Source organism: Vibrio agarivorans (assembly GCF_030409635.1).
Lineage (GTDB): Bacteria > Pseudomonadota > Gammaproteobacteria > Enterobacterales > Vibrionaceae > Vibrio > Vibrio agarivorans.
The window spans coordinates 478380-496496 of record NZ_JAUFQF010000002.1 but is presented as its reverse complement, the minus strand read 5'-3'; the positions used below and the strand labels follow the sequence as shown (position 1 = coordinate 496496).

The window sequence follows — 18117 nt, the reverse complement described above, 5'->3', positions numbered from 1 at the left end:
GAAATGAAAGGGGATAAAGGGCTTTACTACTCGAACCGTGTGAAGCAATGGTTCTCTTATCTTCGTCAGCAGTACCCCCAAGCAGATTCACTGTTTAGAGAGATTCGCACCTTCAAAAAAGCGGATGATATTGTACGTGTGATTGAGCAATATCAGTTGAAACTCGCAAGCTAGTATACGCTTATCTACTAGTACAATTGAGTAACGCGCGCTTTCATCGATTCAGGGATCTCAATCCCCAGTTGTTGAGCGGCACGCAAGTTAACGGCGAGATGACTGCCCTTTGCCACCGTAACTGGAATGTCACCCGCCTTCTCTCCATTGAGTATTCTCACTACATAATCAGCGGTTTGCACTCCGATTTGGTAGTAATCAAACCCTAGCCCCGCTATTGCTCCCATTTCGACATACACGATATCGCCAGCAAAGACAGGTGTCTCTCGTTTTGTGGCGGAACCAATAAGATCACCAATCGCCGCCGCGACAGTGTTATCTGTGATCGCATAAATTACATCAACCTCATCAGCAAGCCGTAAAGCAATATGCTTAACGTCATCGCTTCTTAGCACCTCACGCTCGACAATGACCAACTCTCGAGAACTGGAGTGCTGCTTTAGCAATTCCAGCAGTGCCGCCGAATTTGCCTCACCAGGGTTATACAGTATGCCGATACGCTTTGTGTGGGGGAGTAACTCAGTGAGCAAATCTAAGTGTTGAGAAATAGGCGATAAGTCTGAAAGCCCGGTGACATTGCGCCCTGGAGTGTCCATGCGTTTGACGAGTCGAGCACCAACAGGGTCGGTAACCGCAGTAAAGACGATAGGTATCTGACGAGAGGAAGCCACAAGCGCTTGCGCTGTCGGTGTGGCGATACCCACCATCACATCAGGATGGCCGCTCACAAACTGTCGTGCAATTTGTGCTGCCTGAGTTGCATTGCCGTCTGCAACTTTGTATTCCAAAGTGAGGTTATCGCCTTGTTTGTAGCCATGGGTTCGCAGGCCTTCTACTAAACCTTGTTTAACGGAGTTTAGCGCTGGGTGATCAATAATTTGAGATATATAGACACGGGTTTCGCTGGCAACCACTTGGGTACTTAGCACTAATATCGTGACAATCCCCCAAAACCAAGTCATAAAGTGTACCTTCATCTCTACTCCCTGAATTCAGTACGTTCAACATAATTGAACCAACTGCACTTAACTTTCCTGTTAAGTGCGGCTCTCGTGAACTATTGCATGTTAGCAACTGTTAGAATTAATAATAGTGGCAAAGCATAGAATTGAGAACATGATGGGTATCTGTGCAGGAGAGCGACTTCTCGTGGAAAAAATGCTACCTTTTTAATTCGACTCGCGATTCGCTCTGATCAATAGATTTCTTGGCGTTACTTCACGCTGACAAAAGGTGCCCACTTCTACGCTGTAGCCATGTTCTGCCAAGAATAATGCTCGATCGAGCACCAACCACAGCTCTAATGGCCGACGAAAAAGCTGTGGCAATAAACTCAAGGCCTCCATGCGCCAAAAGCGCTGCTCACCTTCTCGTTCATATTCAGCCCAATCTACCGGAGGTAAAGTTAGCTGCTTTTTGTCTGCAGCCCAATGGCAAAAGGCTTCAAAGCCTTCAGACAGTAATGACTTTTTGATACTCGGAATCGGCAAATAGTCGTCAAGTCCTAACTCAGTTGTGATGAGATGTTGAAACGCCAAACGATAAGTCATCTCCAACTTGCGGTGACGGTGAACTCGTTCGCCTCCAGTCACTGTCTCTTGTAGAGGAATACGTAAATCCGCCTTTGACAACCTCATACCACTTTGTTTGGCTGCTCTCGATAAAGGTTGGTAGGTTTCATCTTGAATAAGGTGGTAACAACAAGGTGCGACAGAAAGCGCAGCCATACCCGATTGCGCTGCATTCTTTATCAGCCTGACATGCAAATCTCCACACGCATGCAGTGCTACAGCGTGTTTATCAGAGCAACACAGAGACTCTGCTTCATCAGAGAAAGCATCGCCATGCACAAACGTCATCGGAAGGTGGTGCTGTTCGGCATAATGCTGACCGTCGCGACACAGCTGTTGTTGAAACTCTAAGCTGGTGACGTTTTTCCCTGAGATGGATGCCAATATGCGCCCAAGGTAACCTTTACCTGAACACCATTCAAGCCACTGCATATCACGATTCGAGTCTAAACAAACGCTGCTCATCGCGACAATTTGCTCTAGCTTGCGACCGGGTATGCCAGTGCAGGAGTGAGCACTCAACTCGAGCTTTGGAGAAGAAAATTGTGGCTCGCTTGCGTTCAAAATATTGCTCGCGATGGAGGGCAGTAAATGGCGCAATTCCGCATAAAGATGCTCTGGCGACAGCTTATAGCGCAAGATTTCCTCGGGTTGGAGCGTGTTTAACCACTCTTGGATGTGAGCAGGGATAGAAGGCAAACGTTGCTCTGGAAAACAGGCTTGTAAAAACGGTTCAATACGCCAATAAGCTTGATGCTCTAACAGCCAGTGATCAATCTCGGTGAATTGCTTTAACATTCTCTTCCTCCTGCGTGGGGCGCTATTGTAGAGGCAAGAGCCAGAGTCGCCAAGCATTGGCGACTCTAATTGAGGTGAAGGGTTTTAAAGTACGGGAAGCTTGATCTCTTTAAACATCTCTTCCACTTCAGCGTTCGACTTGAGTGAGATAGCTTGTTCAACCAGTGGACGGGTTAAGTGCGGGGCAAATCTTTCCATAAAGTCAAACATATAAGTACGTAAAAACGTGCCGCGACGAAAGCCAATACTTGTGGTACTCGCACCAAATAGATGACTAGCATCAATAGCAACAAGGTCAGAGTCTAGTTTCTCATCCACCGCCATGCTGGCAATCACACCGACACCAATCCCCATGCGTACGTAGGTTTTGATCACGTCGGCATCCGTTGCCGTAAACACCACTTTCGGGCTAAGCCCTTCACGATCAAATGCAGTATCAAGCTCAGAACGTCCGGTAAAACCGAATACGTAAGTGACTATTGGATAAGCCGCTAAATCATGGATGGAGATCGGTTTCTTTTGTGCCAAGGGGTGATCTTTGGGCACGACAATAGAGCGATTCCAGTGATAGCAAGGTAGCATAATCGCGTCTTGATACAGGTGCAGCGCCTCGGTTGCAATCGCAAAGTTTGCGGTTCCCTTCGCGATAGCTTCAGACATTTGACTCGGCGTTCCTTGATGCATATTAAGCGAAACATTTGGATAACGAGCGGTAAAGCCTTTAATCACTTCAGGCAATGCATAACGGGCCTGCGTATGCGTGGTAGAAATATTGAGCGTGCCCATCTCAGGGTGAGTGTGCTCCCCTGCTACCGCCTTGATGCTCTCAACACGAGCTAAGATCTCTTGGGAGATTTTAACGATATCTTGCCCCGCGTCCGTCACCTTAGTTAGGTGTTTTCCGCTGCGTTCAAATATCTGAATCCCGAGCTCATCTTCTAGCAGGCGCACTTGCTTACTGATACCAGGCTGTGACGTGTATAAACTTTCAGCCGTTGCCGAAACATTTAGATTGTGATTGACCACCTCAACGATGTACTTGAGCTGTTGCAATTTCATGGCTAGTCCTTTAATCCTTTCATCTTGCTACTTTGCCAAAGCTAGTGCGAGTATGAGCCTACAGGGTGTTTATAATTAATTGTTATAAGAATATTCATATTTCGAGTCAAATCAAGCAATTCAACACACTAAGAAAGAAATCAACACCAACACTAAATAACAATCACTTCACACTTTATTGACGCCATGACCTAATTTACCCTGAGAACCATGGCTATACAGTTCACATAAGTGTATAAATAGAGGGAGTTTTTTGGCTTCTAGTCACTATGCGAATAAAAGCCTACATAATGCCGCATCACACAACACACCTTCAAATCATCACTAGCCTTGATGGAACAGTGCTTTGCGGACAAATTAAGATACCGATATAGGCTTGATTCCTGTATCCTTTGCACAGCTGTAACCAATTAGATTAGTAGTTTATGAATATTGGATTAATTATTGCGCTTGTCGCTGTTTTGCTCGTACTCGTACTGGGCTATAACATCATGCTGCAATACAAGGTCAAGGTCGAGGCCACAAAGAAGCAGGAATCTGCTCGCTACGTGGCAATTATTGATGCAACTGAAGATCTGATAGGTAACGCCCATCATGTCCCTTTCAGCAAACAGCTGCTTCTTTGCCTCAACAATAGAATCTTAGACTGTTTAGAAAATATGCTGGCCCTTGACCCTAAGAATAAAAATGTTGTCCAGCGTATTGGACACATGAAAGAGCAAATCAAACAAATTACTGAAAATTACGAAGAGTCTGAAAGCTCGACATTCAAAGTCCCAAATAGTGACAAGCAAGCTATCATCATGCTCAAGCTTGTAAAACGCCTTCGTGATACTGTGCGCAGCGAACACAATAAAGGTCGCATGGACACGCAAACATATGTGGTGGAAAGCGCTCGCCTTGAAACTATTCAAATGCGTATCAATATCGAAAATGTTATCAAACGCTCTAACGACGCGATCACTCGTGGCCAGCCCGGCACAGCAATACAACTGCTCAAGAAGGGGCTAGATGTGCTGAGTACCAAAAATGACAACTACTCGATGCAAGCACGTGAAAAATTGCAAAAAATGTACGATGACCTAGAAAAACGTCGTCAATCCCGCAGTGCAGAAGAGTTACAACAGCTCGAAGATCGCCAAAAAGAGAATGATATGGAAGCGCTGTTTGGCGAGAAGAAGAAGTGGTAACTCCACTCTAGTTGAGAACATTTGCTATGATAGAAAGCTGCTGAAAAGCAGCTTTTTTTATAACGAGATGAAACGATAGAAGTCGTATGCAACAAAGTCAGATTAATGCTCTTCTAGAGCCAATTCACCAGTTTCTGCACTGTGAAACCCCCGATGAATGGATAGAGGAGGCACGTAAGCCTGAGCGCCTTAAGATCCTTTTAATTGACCATTTGATGTGTGAGCTAAAGGCAGCACAGTCAGCAATGCTGTTGATCCGAAAATACGCGATAGATGATTCAAGTAGCCAAGCGCTATTGGAGTGGTTCAAGCCATATGAGGACTTTGCCTACCGCAAAACGGGCTCACTTGATACTCTTAAGGGCAAGAGCCAAATTTCTAAAGCAATTATTCCTCGTAGTAATAATACCTATAGCCAAGAGCTTATCGACAAAATGGTGCTTTTGATCAAGGAGGAGCTGCACCATTTTTACCAAGTTTTAGAAATCATGGAGCAACGAGGAGTTGAATTTGAGCCAGTGTTTGCTGGGCGCTACGCGAAGGGACTCATATCAAACATGGCGACCTATGAACCGCAAACCTTGGTTGATAAACTGATCATCGGTGCACTCATCGAGGCTCGCTCCTGTGAACGTTTCGCAAAGCTTGCCCCTTATCTCGATGATGACCTTGCCAAGTTCTACATCTCCCTGCTACGCTCTGAAGCGCGTCACTATCAAGACTATTTAATCTTGGCAGAGCAAGTATCTGCAAGTGATATTCAAGAGCGTGTTCAGTACCTCGCGTCGATTGAGGCAGAGCTAATCCTGTCAGCAGATGATGACTTCAAGTTCCACAGCGGTAAACCCGTTTTAGCTCGCATTGGAGCATAATAAGGCGATCAAAAAAGCCATGCGTTGAGGCATGGCTTGGCGATCTATATTTGCTGTGAAGATTAAACCAGTGTGCGGTTAATCTCTGCAAGAACGGCAGCAGGGTCACTAGCTTGAGTAATCGGACGCCCAATAACGAGATAGTCAGAGCCTGCGGAGATCGCATCAACTGGTGTCATAATACGCTTCTGGTCGCCAACTGCAGCGCCTGCAGGACGAATACCAGGAGTAACAAGCTTAAAGTCTTGTCCTAGCTGGGTCTTTAGCATGCTCGCTTCTTGAGCAGAGCACACTACGCCGTCAAGACCTGAGTTTTTCGTTAGCTGCGCTAAACGAATCACTTGCTCTTGTGGCGCCACATCAAGGCCAATACCCGCCAAATCAGACTGCTCCATACTGGTTAGAACCGTAACACCAATCAGCATTGGGCGATCTTTACCATATGGCTCTAGGATCTCTCGTGAGGCTGTCATCATACGCTCACCGCCACTGGCGTGAACATTCACCATCCAGACACCCATCTCTGCAGCAGCACGAACCGCTTTTGAGCATGTGTTAGGAATGTCGTGAAACTTGAGATCCAAAAACACAGAGAAACCACGGTCGTGAAGTGCTTTCACATATTGTGGACCAAACAGAGTGAACATTTCCTTACCCACTTTCAGTCTGCAGCTTGCTGGGTCGATTCTATCTACAAATGCCAGCGCATCAGCTTGGTTATCATAATCTAGTGCAACGATAACTTTTGGGTCGTTCATTTCATCTCCTAATTGCAATATCAAATGGGGCTAAGGCTACTCGCCATCAAGCCCGCGAATCGGTTTAATTGACCCCCACCCTTTGCAAGAAGGGCAGTGCCAATAGACCGAGTGAGTCGAAAAACCACACTTTCTACAACGATAGTGAGGTTTCACTTTTAACTGTTCACCAACAAGCTTCTGTAACGTGGTTAAGCTGTCCTTACCACGCCCCTCTTCCGCTTCTTGAATGTGATAATCAATCAAGCGGTAAAAGCCCTTCATTGTTGGATTTTTAACGAGTTGTCGCGTCAGAACTTCTTGTGCTGCACCGACACCATCGTGTTGGGCAACCAATTGAGCGAGCATCAGCTCTGCCGATACCCCCGCTTTGTTACCGATACACTCACGCAGGAACGCCACCAACTGATCTTCCTGCGATAAGTGATAATAGCAATCAGCGATAAGGGGAAGCACTTCGCCAACAAAGTCTCTGTCTTGCTCTAACACACGCTTAAAGTGCTCAACCGCGGTTTGGTAGTCTTCATTCTCCAAAAAGAGTTTGCCAAGCACAATACTCGCACGAACACACTTGGGGTAAACTTTTAACGCTTTCTCTAGCAGTTGCACCGCTTTATCTTGCTTACCATCGGCTAACTGTTCTTGTGCTAACTCACACCAGAAATGGGAGACTGCGCCCTTCATTCGCTTCTTGCCGAGTTTAATTAAGTGCATTCCACACTCGATGGCTTTATTCCACTCTCGTGTCTGCTGGTAGATAACCACTAGCTGGGTCAACGCCGCTTCTTTGTGATCTGGCTCATCTATCAACTGCTCAAAAATACGCTCTGCGCGGTCAAGAAAGCCCGATACCATGTAGTCTTTTGCTAGCTGCTGTAGCGCAATATTTTTTTGGTCTATGGTTAAACTAGGGCGTGAAATCAGGTTTTGGTGGATTTTTATCGCTCGGTCGACTTCACCACGTGAGCGAAATAGGTTACCCAAAGCAAGGTGGGTATCAATGGTGTCATCATCAACCTGAAGCAATTCAATAAAGTGATCGACTGCCTTATCAGATTGATCAGATAAAAGTAGGTTAAGGCCAGTAACATACTGCCTTGATAATTGGTTGGACTGTTTTTGTCGCTCTTGATTCGCGCTTCTGCTACCCATGTACCAGCCGTAAGCGGCAGCGATGGGAAGCAGTAAAAACAATAACTCTAGCATTCGTTCAGAGGTCTACTTATTTTGTTGTTGCTGGCGTAGTCGTGGCAGAAGGCTTCGCAGCTTCGTGTTTCTTGAGCTGCTTTTTCAGTTTATTGATTTGCAACTTCGAACGGAGATGTAGCGTACCAAACAGAAGCCATGCCAGGACGAATCCCGCTACAAACACACCGCCTAAAAGTGTTGATAGGTGAAACTCACCTTGAGCAAGCAGGTAGTTAAAAGTGACAACAGCTTGATTTTGAGATCCTAACGCTAACGCAGCCAGGAAAAGTACTATTACCGCTAGTACCTTGATTATTTTCATCATCTACGGTCTCCATTATGTACGGCTGTAGCGATTATGCAGCAAAAGCGTCTGATAAACCATGCTTGTGCACAAATTCCCCCAATAAAAAAGCGGTACACCTAAGGTATACCGCCTTCAATAATCCTGTTTACTCAGCTACCGCTATTAACGCGCTCACGGAGTTCCTTACCAGGTTTAAAGTGTGGAACATGCTTGCCTTCCAACTCAACTTTTTCACCGGTTTTTGGGTTACGGCCCACTCTAGGTTCGCGATAGTGTAGTGAGAAGCTGCCGAAGCCGCGAATCTCAATACGATCACCACTCTCTAGGGTTGTCGCCATCTGTTCCAGAATATCTTTTACCGCATCTTCAACTTCTTTAGCAGACAGGTGGGGTTGCTCTGTACAGATACGTTCGATTAATTCAGACTTAGTCATGTTCGTCCTCGTCTTGTTCTTTTATCAGCGATTATAGACAACATTCTTAGATTCAACAAATACTTGCATCATTCTGATCACAAATATTCTCAATCACGCTGCTTAGCACCTTCATGAATATGTCTCGTTACCTATTGTGCAAAACGCTTGCGTTTTGAACTCTAGATTGAATTTAGTTGATTAATCGCCACTTGGCTAATTTTTAACGACTTATTGATAGATTTAAGTCTAATTATTTGACTAATAACAGGCTTTTAACAAGCAAGGTGTAGAAAATGAAGGGACATAAATGGCAGGCAACAAAAAAGGAGCCCTGAGGCTCCTTTTATTAAGCAGAGGGAGAATTACTCACCTTTAGCTGCTTTAAATGCGTCTGCCATAGCATTACCGAACGCGCCTTCTTCTTGCTTGTTCAGTGAAGCCATTGCTTCTTGCTCTTCTGCTTCATCTTTAGCTTTAACAGATAGGTTGATTACGCGGTTCTTACGGTCTACACCTGTGAACTTCGCTTCAACGCTGTCGCCAACGCTTAGGATTAGAGATGCATCTTCAACGCGGTCGCGAGAAACTTCAGAAGCGCGGATGTAACCTTCTACGCCTTCGATGATTTCAACTGTTGCGCCTTTAGCATCAACTGCAGTAACAGTAGCGTTAACTAGTGTACCTTTCTTGTTGTCAGCAACGTAAGCATTGAATGGGTCATTTTCCATTTGCTTAACGCCTAGAGAAATACGCTCACGCTCAGCGTCTACTGCAAGTACTACTGCAGAGATTTCGTCGCCTTTCTTGTATTCGCGTACTGCTTCTTCACCAGCAACATTCCAAGAAATGTCAGATAGGTGAACTAGACCGTCGATGCCGCCGTCAAGACCGATGAAGATACCAAAGTCAGTGATAGACTTGATCTTACCAGTTACTTTATCGCCTTTAGCTTGCGCTTCAGCGAATGACTGCCATGGGTTAGCTTTACACTGTTTCAGACCTAGAGAGATACGACGACGTTCTTCGTCAATCTCAAGAACCATAACCTCAACTTCGTCGCCAACATTAACAACTTTAGATGGGTGGATGTTCTTGTTAGTCCAATCCATTTCAGAAACGTGTACTAGACCTTCAACGCCTTCTTCGATTTCAACGAAGCAGCCGTAGTCAGTTAGGTTAGTAACGCGACCAGTTAGTTTGTGACCTTCTGGGTAACGCTTAGCGATTGCTACCCATGGATCTTCGCCAAGTTGCTTAAGACCTAGTGATACGCGAGTACGCTCACGGTCAAACTTAAGAACTTTAACTTGGATCTCGTCACCAACGTTAACGATCTCAGAAGGGTGCTTAACGCGCTTCCAAGCCATGTCAGTGATGTGTAGAAGACCGTCAACACCACCTAGATCTACGAACGCACCGTAGTCAGTAAGGTTCTTAACGATACCTTTAACTTCAGAACCTTCTTGTAGAGTTTCTAGAAGTTCGTCACGCTCAACGCTGTTCTCAGACTCGATAACTGCACGGCGAGAAACAACTACGTTGTTACGCTTCTGGTCAAGTTTGATAACTTTGAACTCTAGCTCTTTGTTTTCTAGGTGAGCAGTGTCACGGATAGGACGTACGTCTACTAGAGAACCTGGAAGGAAAGCACGGATACCGTTTAGTTCAACAGTGAAACCGCCTTTAACTTTACCGTTGATGATACCAACAACAGTTTCAGCTTCTTCGTAAGCTTTCTCAAGAACGATCCAAGCTTCGTGACGCTTAGCTTTCTCACGAGAAAGTTGCGTCTCACCGAAACCGTCTTCAACAGCGTCAAGTGCTACGTCTACTTCAGAACCAACTTCAACTTCAAGTTCGCCAGCAGCGTTCTTGAACTGTTCAGCAGGGATAGCAGACTCAGACTTAAGACCAGCGTCAACAAGAACGAAACCGTTCTCGATAGCTACTACAGTACCTTTAACGATAGTACCTTGTTGGAATTCAGTCTCGTTTAGAAACTCTTCAAAGAGTTGAGCAAAAGATTCAGTCATTATTCAATCTTCAATAATTTAAACGTCCACGGGCATCCTACCGCATGGGGTTATTAACTTCGCCGGTTATCATCCTTGCAACCAACGCTCCGTACAAGCCTAGTCGAATGACTAAGCCAGTTTAGATTCTATGTAATTCATTGCCTGTTCAACAACTTGGTCAATTGACATAGATGTTGAATCAAGCACTAGCGCATCCTCAGCAGGGCGCAATGGCGCTACTGCACGGTTACGATCTCTATCGTCACGCTCTTGGATTTCGCTCAAAAGGTCGTCAAATCTAACATCTAACCCCTTCAGTTGCAACTGTTTCATGCGACGTTGCGCTCGCTCTTCAGCACTCGCATCTAAGAAGATTTTTACTGGTGCGTCAGGGAATACTACGGTTCCCATATCGCGCCCGTCAGCAACAAGGCCTGGCTCTTGCGCAAATGCACGCTGACGGCGTAATAGTGCTTCACGCACTCTTGGCAATGCCGCAACTTTTGAAGCCGCCATACCTGTTTCTTCTTTTCGTAACTCACCCGATACATTTTCGCCTTCAAGGATGACCTTCACAAGGTCACCCTCAGCAATAAACTGTACGTCTAAGTGAGTCGCAATCGGCACTAATGCCTCTTCTGACGTTAAATCAACACCATGATGTATAGCCGCTAACGCAAGCACGCGATAAATCGCGCCAGAGTCTAATAACTTGTAGCCGAGCTTATCGGCGATAAGCATACATAACGTGCCTTTGCCAGCGCCGCTTGGGCCATCAACAGTGACTATGGGTGTGTGTGAGGACATCGTCTACTCCATTTATTTTTTCTTTCGGCGATTCAGCCACTCTTCTACTTCGATGAAGACACTAAAGAGCAGTTTCAAGCCTTACCCAAATGCGGCGCTGATTATATACAAAAACAACCGGATATGCTCACTCAATTACACAGTTTTTACCACTAACCTGTAATCAGCAAGCACGTACTTATAACTTAATCCGCTGCTGATTCTTCTCTAGTAACGAAGATCCAATCCCCTTAACGTTCGTCAAATCATCTGGTGTTTTAAACTCACCGTTCGCTGAACGATAATCTACAATGGCTTGTGCTTTCTTTGTGCCAACCCCAACCAACAAGGTTGCCAACTCATCCGCGGTTGCAGTGTTAATGTTGACGGTGATTTCGATACCTTCGTACTTGTCTGGTTTTTCATTCGCCGTCGCTACATACGGAAAACTCACCGCTAACAGAACTGCAAAAAGTATAGATGATAAGTGATGTTTCATTGCTTTTTCCTTTTTGTTGAGCAAAGACAGCATGCTAGCGAAAGCAACTACTCTCTGCCCATAAGACAAAGCAAAAAAAAGAACGAACTACAAAGTAGTTCGTTCTTTTCATACTCTTGTTACATCTTATCTTAAGTGGCTGATCACGGTTATACCCTGATAACGCCACTCGTTGATAGTGTTACTCGTTGATAGTGTTACTCGTTGATGTAGTACTCAATACTGATCTCATCACGTAGGATTTCAATCAAACCCTGAAGGTCTTGCTGAGCATTGGTTTGAATCAGCTGATATGCAACTTGCTCACCAATTTGTGGGTTCATATCCACGTTAACTGCTGCCAGTTCGACAATGGCTAAATCACCATTCATCTCAGACGCCTTTGCATACGTCATTTGGCCAGTTTCTGGCTTGGTCATCGCAAACACAGTGTTAGCAATCGGTGAGCGGCGATCGATAGTTTCAACATCACCAAACGTTAGACCATTCTGTGCAAGAGCCGAAGTGTTGCCTGCCTGTAGCGCTTCAAGTACCGTTTGAGCCACTTCTGCTGCTGCCTGCTCACCTTTCACACGAGCTAGCTGCACTTCTACCTGCTCTTTCACTTCTTCAAGAGGTAGTACCATCTCATCACGCATGTCTTCTACACGAACAACGATAACGTGTTCAGGAGCAACCTCAATAACCTCAGAGTTTAGGCCATCTTCTTTCACTTCAGGGCTAAGGACAGCTTGCATCACTGCTGGGTTAAGAAGCACTTCTGGTGCATCGGCTTGAGAGATGAAGTCCGTCGTCACAACATCAACACCGACAGCTTGCGCGGCATCATCGAGTGAGTCTGGGAATTCGAATGAGATACGCTCTAGATCGCTTTGCAGGTTGTAGAACTCATCAATAGCTTGCTGGTCAATCAGCTCTTGTTTGATTTCTGCTGTCACTTCTTCAAGTGGTTTCGCTTCTGAATCTTTTAGAGCATCGAGCTTGATGATGTGGAAACCAAAGTCAGATTTAACCACACCAGAGATATCGCCTTCTGTGGTTAAGTCAAACGCAGCATCTTCAAATGCTGGGTCCATAACACCACGCTCAATCCAACCCAGTGAACCGCCCTCTTCCGAGCTACCAAAGTCTTCTGATTTTTCTTCTGCAAGTGCAGCAAAGTCAGCACCGCCGTTCAATTCAGCTAGGATTTCATCTGCTGCAGCTTCGTCTTGCACTAGGATGTGGCTAATGCTGCGTTGCTCGTCTGATGAATACTTGTCGATATTCTGCTCGTAGTAATCTGCGATTTCTTGGTCAGAAACAGCGATTGAATTACGCATCGCTTGAGCGTCAAGCTCAAGGTAAGAAACAACAACCTGCTCTGGACGAGTGTAACGCTGAGCATTTTGTTGGTAGTAATCCGAAATCTCTTCATCGGTTAGCTCAACATCTTGTGCAAAGTCTTCTAGAGAAAGAACCACTTTACGAATGTCACGAGTTTGACCAACCAATGCAGTTTGCAGCTCAACTTCACCTTCAAGTGAGAACTCACTGCCTTGTACAGCAGAAAGCAGTTGGTTGCGAACTAAGTCGCGGCGTAAGTACTCTGCAAAACTATCCGGAGTAAAGCCCGCACGACGCAGCGCAGCTTGGTAGATGTCTGAGTCAAACTGACCATTGCTTTGGAACTGAGGCATATCTAGCATCAGTTGACGAACTTGGTCATCACTAACGCGCAAACCCAGCTTTTCTGCATGCTGTTCGATCAACACGTCGTTAACCATACGGTCTAGAACAGACTGACGGAATGATGCAACGTAAGCTGGATCACCTAGCATTGCAGAGAAGTAATCGCCTAGCTGTGATTGCATGCGGTTACGCTCGTTCTGGTAAGCTTGTTCAAACTCACCTCGACCGATTTCCGTGTTGCCTACTGTCGCCGCAGAGTTTGCACCGCCACCGACTAAGTAGCTACCGACACCAGCGAAAATAAAAGAAAGGATAATAATCCCGAGGATAATTTTAACCGCAAGGCTATTAACGCCTTCGCGTAATCGATCCATCATGTTGAAAAGCTCCGAAGTCTCACTTCAAAAAATATAATCTTGTGCGCGATGATAACAGAAAAAGAAAAGCGCATCAGTATGATGCGCAATTTTTAAAATCGTTCACTTGTTGCCAGTTAAAATTGTGAAATTTCGTTTCATTTGGCAACAAGGTTTCACCTAACTGATTTAGGTGTAGATTAGTTGCACGAATCTTTAAGTGCTTTACCTGCTTTGAATGCTGGTACTTTCGCTTCTGCGATTTGAATCTCTTCACCCGTCTTAGGGTTACGGCCAGTACGTGCTGCGCGAGTACGCACGCTGAATGTACCAAAGCCTACAAGAGCAACTTGGTCACCAGACTGAAGTGTGTCACCCACAGCTTCGATGAATGCGTCTAGTGCGCGGCCAGCTGATGCTTTTGAAATGTCTGCGTTGTCCGCAATTTTTTCTACTAGTTGTGTTTTATTCACAGTGATTCCCCTTTGGTCTACCTTGACTATTTGTGAGGTAGGTTTCGTTCCAATAATTATAGTTAAAAATTAGCCAACCCCTTGCTACACAAAGGCTCAGCTATAGTTTGTAACGTTAGCGCCCAAAAAAAACGCTGACAAGCCTTTTTCGACCTATCAGCGCAATCTTTTACTTATTTTTGCTGTATATCACTATTTTTTAGCGTCAAATTCGACACCAGTCGGTGCATTTTCTAGTGCGACGTTCAAAACTTCGTCAATCCACTGTACTGGAATCACCTTCAGATCAGCGATAACGTTATCTGGAATCTCTTCCAAATCACGCTCATTGTCTTTAGGAATCAAGACCGTTTTGATACCACCACGGTGCGCTGCAAGGAGTTTTTCCTTCAGGCCACCGATAGGTAAAACTTCACCACGCAGCGTGATTTCACCCGTCATACCCACCTCGGCTTTAACAGGATTACCCGTTAAGCTAGAGACCAATGCAGTACACATCGCGATACCCGCACTTGGGCCATCTTTCGGTGTTGCACCTTCAGGCACGTGAACGTGAATATCACGTTTCTCATAAAAGTCTGAGTTGATACCCAGTTTCTCAGCACGAGAACGTACAACCGTCATAGCCGCTTGAATCGACTCTTTCATCACATCGCCCAGCGAGCCTGTTTGAGTCAGTTTACCTTTACCCGGCATAGATTCAGTTTCGATGGTTAATAGGTCACCACCAACTTGAGTCCAAGCAAGACCAGTCACTTGACCAATGCGGTTGCTATCGTCAGCTTTACCAAAGTCATGACGCTGAACACCTAGGTACTCTTTCAAGTTATCCATAGTGACCGTCACCGACTTCAAGCTGCTATCAAGTAAGATGTTCTTAACCGCTTTGCGGCAGATCTTCGAGATCTCACGCTCAAGGTTACGCACACCCGCTTCACGCGTGTAATAACGAATAATGCCGATAATGGCAGAGTCTTCGATAATCACTTCATTTGGCTTAAGGCCATTGCGCTTCATCTGCTTATCGACTAGGTGACGCTTGGCGATGTTAAGCTTTTCATCTTCGGTATAACCCGATAGGCGAATCACTTCCATACGGTCCAGCAACGGGCCCGGAATATCCATCGAGTTCGATGTTGCAACAAACATAACATCTGACAGATCGTAATCGACCTCTAGATAGTGGTCGTTAAACGCATTGTTTTGCTCTGGGTCGAGAACTTCAAGCAGTGCAGAAGACGGGTCGCCACGCATATCAGAAGACATCTTATCGATTTCATCCAATAGGAATAGTGGGTTCTTAACGCCAACCTTGGACATCTTTTGGATAAGCTTACCCGGCAAAGAGCCAATATAAGTACGGCGGTGACCACGGATCTCAGCTTCATCACGCACGCCACCCAGGGCCATACGTGTGTACTTACGGCCTGTAGCAGCAGCGATAGAGCGACCTAAAGACGTTTTACCTACACCAGGGGGACCAACAAGACAAAGGATTGGACCTTTCAGCTTGTTGATACGGTTTTGCACCGCTAAATACTCTAGGATACGTTCTTTAACACGCTCAAGGCCGTAGTGGTCTTCATTCAGAACCTCTTCCGCTTTCGCTAGGTTCTTCTTAACCTTCGAGCGTTTCGCCCAAGGTACACCGACCATCCAGTCAATGTAGCTACGAACAACCGTTGCTTCTGCAGACATTGGAGACATCATCTTAAGCTTTTGTAGCTCTTGTTCCGTCTTCTCTTTGGCTTCCTGAGGCATTTTAGATTCTTCGATCTTCTGCTTCAGAACTTCAAATTCATCAACGCCGTCTTCCGTTTCACCCAGCTCTTTCTGAATCGCTTTCATTTGCTCGTTCAGATAGTACTCGCGCTGAGATTTTTCCATTTGCTTCTTAACGCGCCCGCGAATACGTTTCTCAACCTGAAGGATATCAATCTCTGACTCCATCTGGCTCATCAGAAACTCAAGGCGCTCTGTTACGTCAAGCAGTTCAAGGACTTGCTGTTTATCCGCTAACTTGAGCGGCATGTGCGCAGCAATAGTATCTGCTAGACGTGCAGCTTCATCAATTCCAGTCAGTGACGTTAACACTTCCGGTGGAATCTTCTTATTCAGTTTGATGAAACCTTCAAATTGATTGATTGCGCTACGAACAATCACTTCTTGTTCACGCTCATCAAGTTCAGCTGTTGCTAGGAACTGTGCATCCGCTAAAAAGAACTCGCTCTCTTTGAACTGTTCGATTTTTGCTCGCTGCTGACCTTCTACAAGCACTTTTACCGTGCCATCAGGGAGCTTTAGCAACTGAAGAATAGTGGCTACCGTACCTACTTCAAATAGGTCTTCGATAGCTGGCTCATCTTTGTCTGCTTGTTTTTGAGCCACAAGCAACACTTGTTTATTGTTGTCCATTGCCGCTTCAAGACACTGGATCGATTTTTCACGACCAACAAACAGTGGAATCACCATGTGTGGATAGACAACCACATCACGCAGAGGCAATACTGGGATTTCAATACGCTCGGAACGTTCCAAGTTCATAGAGTTCTCTCTTCCGCTTTACTTTATTTCGAGTATATGGGGGCTAATCGCTTGGTTTCAATGACAGAATAAAAAAAAGGAAGCAATAAATGCTTCCTCTTTCGTGTCTGTCACAAATGGACAAGAATTACTCTGCAACGGCCGCTTGATTGTCGTTGTTGCTGTAAATCAATAGTGGCTCAGACTCACCATTAATTACAGACTCATCAATAACAACTTTGCTTACGTCTGTCGCTGATGGCAGTTCGTACATTGTCTCTAGAAGTACACCTTCAAGAATAGAACGAAGACCACGTGCACCTGTTTTACGCTCCATTGCTTTCTTAGCAATCGCGCGTAGCGCATCTTCACGGAATTCAAGTTCTGCATCTTCAAGCTCAAACAATGCCGCATACTGCTTAGTTAGAGCGTTCTTTGGTTCACAAAGAATCTGAATCAATGCATCTTGATCAAGTTCAGTCAATGTCGTCGTTACAGGCAGACGACCGATAAACTCTGGGATCAAACCGTACTTCACTAGATCTTCTGGTTCAACCTGCATAAACAGATCACTCAGAGATTTAGATTCATCTTTCGAACGTACTTCTGCACCAAAGCCAATACCCGTGCCCGTTGCAACGCGCTGCTCAATCACTTTATCTAGACCGGCAAACGCACCACCACAGATAAACAGAATCTTAGAAGTATCTACTTGTAAGAACTCTTGTTGTGGATGCTTACGACCACCTTGAGGTGGTACTGAAGCGACTGTACCTTCAATCAACTTCAATAGTGCTTGCTGAACACCTTCACCTGACACGTCACGCGTGATAGATGGGTTCTCAGCTTTGCGAGAAATCTTGTCAATTTCGTCGATGTAAACAATACCGCGCTCTGCTTTCGCAACGTCATAGTCACACTTTTGCAGAAGCTTCTGAATGATATTTTCTACATCTTCACCAACGTAGCCCGCTTCGGTAAGTGTTGTCGCATCTGCCATTGTAAATGGAACATCCAAGAAACGCGCTAGCGTCTCAGCAAGTAGCGTTTTACCACTACCTGTAGGACCTATCAGCAAGATGTTACTCTTACCTAGTTCGACACCTTCTTTCGTTGTGTCGCCATTACGCAGACGCTTGTAGTGGTTATAAACCGCTACTGCCAATACTTTTTTTGCATAGTCTTGACCGATAACGTAATCATCTAGGTGATCACGAATCGCTTTCGGCGTTGGTAACGCTTCTGACTCTTGCTTTGGAAGAATATCTTTGATTTCTTCACGAATGATGTCGTTACACAGATCGACACATTCATCACAAATATAAACCGAAGGGCCTGCGATTAGCTTGCGAACTTCGTGTTGGCTTTTGCCACAGAAAGAGCAGTAAAGTAACTTGCTGTTACCTGAATCTTTGCTTTTATCTGTCATTCGCTAACCTCTTAGCCTTTATTCCTTTCGTA

Annotated in this window: 16 protein-coding genes and 1 pseudogene; 3 read left to right on the top strand and 14 right to left on the bottom strand. The window is 45.4% G+C overall.

The genetic code is table 11. From position 1 onward, the window contains the following. A pseudogene (locus QWZ05_RS07645) lies at positions 1 to 174 on the top strand (tRNA dihydrouridine(16) synthase DusC); the annotation flags it as partial. Between the two features lie 14 nt (positions 175 to 188). Here the strand turns inward: QWZ05_RS07645 and QWZ05_RS07640 are convergent. From QWZ05_RS07640 to cysB, 3 genes are all read right to left on the bottom strand, one after another. Beyond that, a complete protein-coding gene (locus tag QWZ05_RS07640) occupies positions 189 to 1136 on the bottom strand; it encodes an ABC transporter substrate-binding protein (RefSeq protein ID WP_264876949.1) in 948 nt (315 codons plus the stop codon). Positions 1137 to 1343: 207 nt separating this feature from the next. Then, the gene (locus tag QWZ05_RS07635) at positions 1344 to 2543 is read right to left on the bottom strand and encodes an SAM-dependent methyltransferase (protein WP_264876824.1); all 1200 of its coding nucleotides are present in this window, start codon (positions 2541 to 2543) and stop codon (positions 1344 to 1346) included. A gap of 84 nt (positions 2544 to 2627) precedes the next feature. Continuing rightward, positions 2628 to 3602, bottom strand: a complete 975-nt coding sequence (cysB, locus tag QWZ05_RS07630) for an HTH-type transcriptional regulator CysB (protein WP_264876825.1) — start codon at positions 3600 to 3602, stop codon at positions 2628 to 2630. A gap of 425 nt (positions 3603 to 4027) precedes the next feature. Here cysB and QWZ05_RS07625 point away from each other — a divergent pair, with 425 nt between their 5' ends. Together QWZ05_RS07625 and miaE are read left to right on the top strand one after the other, a co-directional pair. Beyond that, positions 4028 to 4792: a DNA repair protein gene (locus QWZ05_RS07625; RefSeq protein WP_264876826.1), complete on the top strand. Its 765-nt coding sequence runs from the start codon at positions 4028 to 4030 to the stop codon at positions 4790 to 4792. 86 nt (positions 4793 to 4878) lie between these two features. Next, positions 4879 to 5664, top strand: a complete 786-nt coding sequence (gene miaE / locus QWZ05_RS07620; protein ID WP_264876827.1) for a tRNA isopentenyl-2-thiomethyl-A-37 hydroxylase MiaE — start codon at positions 4879 to 4881, stop codon at positions 5662 to 5664. Positions 5665 to 5726: 62 nt separating this feature from the next. Here the strand turns inward: miaE and pyrF are convergent, their stop codons facing one another. From pyrF to clpX, 11 genes are all read right to left on the bottom strand, one after another. Then, on the bottom strand, positions 5727 to 6422 hold the full coding sequence (pyrF, locus tag QWZ05_RS07615) for an orotidine-5'-phosphate decarboxylase (RefSeq protein ID WP_264876828.1): 696 nt from the start codon (positions 6420 to 6422) through the stop codon (positions 5727 to 5729). A gap of 36 nt (positions 6423 to 6458) precedes the next feature. After that, complete coding sequence (gene lapB, locus QWZ05_RS07610; protein ID WP_264876829.1) at positions 6459 to 7628, bottom strand: lipopolysaccharide assembly protein LapB; 1170 nt, start codon at positions 7626 to 7628, stop codon at positions 6459 to 6461. 16 nt (positions 7629 to 7644) lie between these two features. Further along, a complete protein-coding gene (locus QWZ05_RS07605) occupies positions 7645 to 7932 on the bottom strand; it encodes a LapA family protein (protein WP_264876950.1) in 288 nt (95 codons plus the stop codon). A 134-nt stretch (positions 7933 to 8066) separates the two neighbouring features. Next, complete coding sequence (gene ihfB / locus QWZ05_RS07600) at positions 8067 to 8351, bottom strand: integration host factor subunit beta (RefSeq protein WP_164650658.1); 285 nt, start codon at positions 8349 to 8351, stop codon at positions 8067 to 8069. Positions 8352 to 8695: 344 nt separating this feature from the next. Then, positions 8696 to 10366, bottom strand: a complete 1671-nt coding sequence (gene rpsA, locus QWZ05_RS07595; RefSeq protein ID WP_289963718.1) for a 30S ribosomal protein S1 — start codon at positions 10364 to 10366, stop codon at positions 8696 to 8698. A 111-nt stretch (positions 10367 to 10477) separates the two neighbouring features. Beyond that, entirely contained in the window at positions 10478 to 11155 is a 678-nt protein-coding gene (gene cmk, locus QWZ05_RS07590; protein ID WP_264876831.1) for a (d)CMP kinase, read from the bottom strand. 178 nt (positions 11156 to 11333) lie between these two features. Continuing rightward, entirely contained in the window at positions 11334 to 11633 is a 300-nt protein-coding gene (locus QWZ05_RS07585; protein WP_290297642.1) for a ComEA family DNA-binding protein, read from the bottom strand. A gap of 197 nt (positions 11634 to 11830) precedes the next feature. Then, positions 11831 to 13681, bottom strand: coding sequence for a peptidylprolyl isomerase (ppiD, locus tag QWZ05_RS07580; RefSeq protein ID WP_290297640.1), 1851 nt, complete (start codon positions 13679 to 13681; stop codon positions 11831 to 11833). Positions 13682 to 13860: 179 nt separating this feature from the next. Continuing rightward, positions 13861 to 14133, bottom strand: a complete 273-nt coding sequence (locus QWZ05_RS07575) for an HU family DNA-binding protein (RefSeq protein ID WP_494338387.1) — start codon at positions 14131 to 14133, stop codon at positions 13861 to 13863. Between the two features lie 192 nt (positions 14134 to 14325). Beyond that, positions 14326 to 16677, bottom strand: a complete 2352-nt coding sequence (gene lon, locus QWZ05_RS07570; protein ID WP_290297639.1) for an endopeptidase La — start codon at positions 16675 to 16677, stop codon at positions 14326 to 14328. 127 nt (positions 16678 to 16804) lie between these two features. Then, the gene (clpX, locus tag QWZ05_RS07565; protein ID WP_289963725.1) at positions 16805 to 18085 is read right to left on the bottom strand and encodes an ATP-dependent protease ATP-binding subunit ClpX; all 1281 of its coding nucleotides are present in this window, start codon (positions 18083 to 18085) and stop codon (positions 16805 to 16807) included. Positions 18086 to 18117 lie beyond the last annotated feature (32 nt).

What these genes read in the sequence shown, in the direction of transcription:
- QWZ05_RS07640 (WP_264876949.1), bottom strand. Translation starts at nt 1,136, where the DNA reads ATGACTTGGTTTTGGGGGATTGTCACGATATTAGTGCTAAGTACCCAA.
- QWZ05_RS07635 (WP_264876824.1), bottom strand. Translation starts at nt 2,543, where the DNA reads ATGTTAAAGCAATTCACCGAGATTGATCACTGGCTGTTAGAGCATCAA.
- cysB (WP_264876825.1), bottom strand. Translation starts at nt 3,602, where the DNA reads ATGAAATTGCAACAGCTCAAGTACATCGTTGAGGTGGTCAATCACAAT.
- QWZ05_RS07625 (WP_264876826.1), top strand. Translation starts at nt 4,028, where the DNA reads ATGAATATTGGATTAATTATTGCGCTTGTCGCTGTTTTGCTCGTACTC.
- miaE (WP_264876827.1), top strand. Translation starts at nt 4,879, where the DNA reads ATGCAACAAAGTCAGATTAATGCTCTTCTAGAGCCAATTCACCAGTTT.
- pyrF (WP_264876828.1), bottom strand. Translation starts at nt 6,422, where the DNA reads ATGAACGACCCAAAAGTTATCGTTGCACTAGATTATGATAACCAAGCT.
- lapB (WP_264876829.1), bottom strand. Translation starts at nt 7,628, where the DNA reads ATGCTAGAGTTATTGTTTTTACTGCTTCCCATCGCTGCCGCTTACGGC.
- QWZ05_RS07605 (WP_264876950.1), bottom strand. Translation starts at nt 7,932, where the DNA reads ATGAAAATAATCAAGGTACTAGCGGTAATAGTACTTTTCCTGGCTGCG.
- ihfB (WP_164650658.1), bottom strand. Translation starts at nt 8,351, where the DNA reads ATGACTAAGTCTGAATTAATCGAACGTATCTGTACAGAGCAACCCCAC.
- rpsA (WP_289963718.1), bottom strand. Translation starts at nt 10,366, where the DNA reads ATGACTGAATCTTTTGCTCAACTCTTTGAAGAGTTTCTAAACGAGACT.
- cmk (WP_264876831.1), bottom strand. Translation starts at nt 11,155, where the DNA reads ATGTCCTCACACACACCCATAGTCACTGTTGATGGCCCAAGCGGCGCT.
- QWZ05_RS07585 (WP_290297642.1), bottom strand. Translation starts at nt 11,633, where the DNA reads ATGAAACATCACTTATCATCTATACTTTTTGCAGTTCTGTTAGCGGTG.
- ppiD (WP_290297640.1), bottom strand. Translation starts at nt 13,681, where the DNA reads ATGATGGATCGATTACGCGAAGGCGTTAATAGCCTTGCGGTTAAAATT.
- lon (WP_290297639.1), bottom strand. Translation starts at nt 16,677, where the DNA reads ATGAACTTGGAACGTTCCGAGCGTATTGAAATCCCAGTATTGCCTCTG.
- clpX (WP_289963725.1), bottom strand. Translation starts at nt 18,085, where the DNA reads ATGACAGATAAAAGCAAAGATTCAGGTAACAGCAAGTTACTTTACTGC.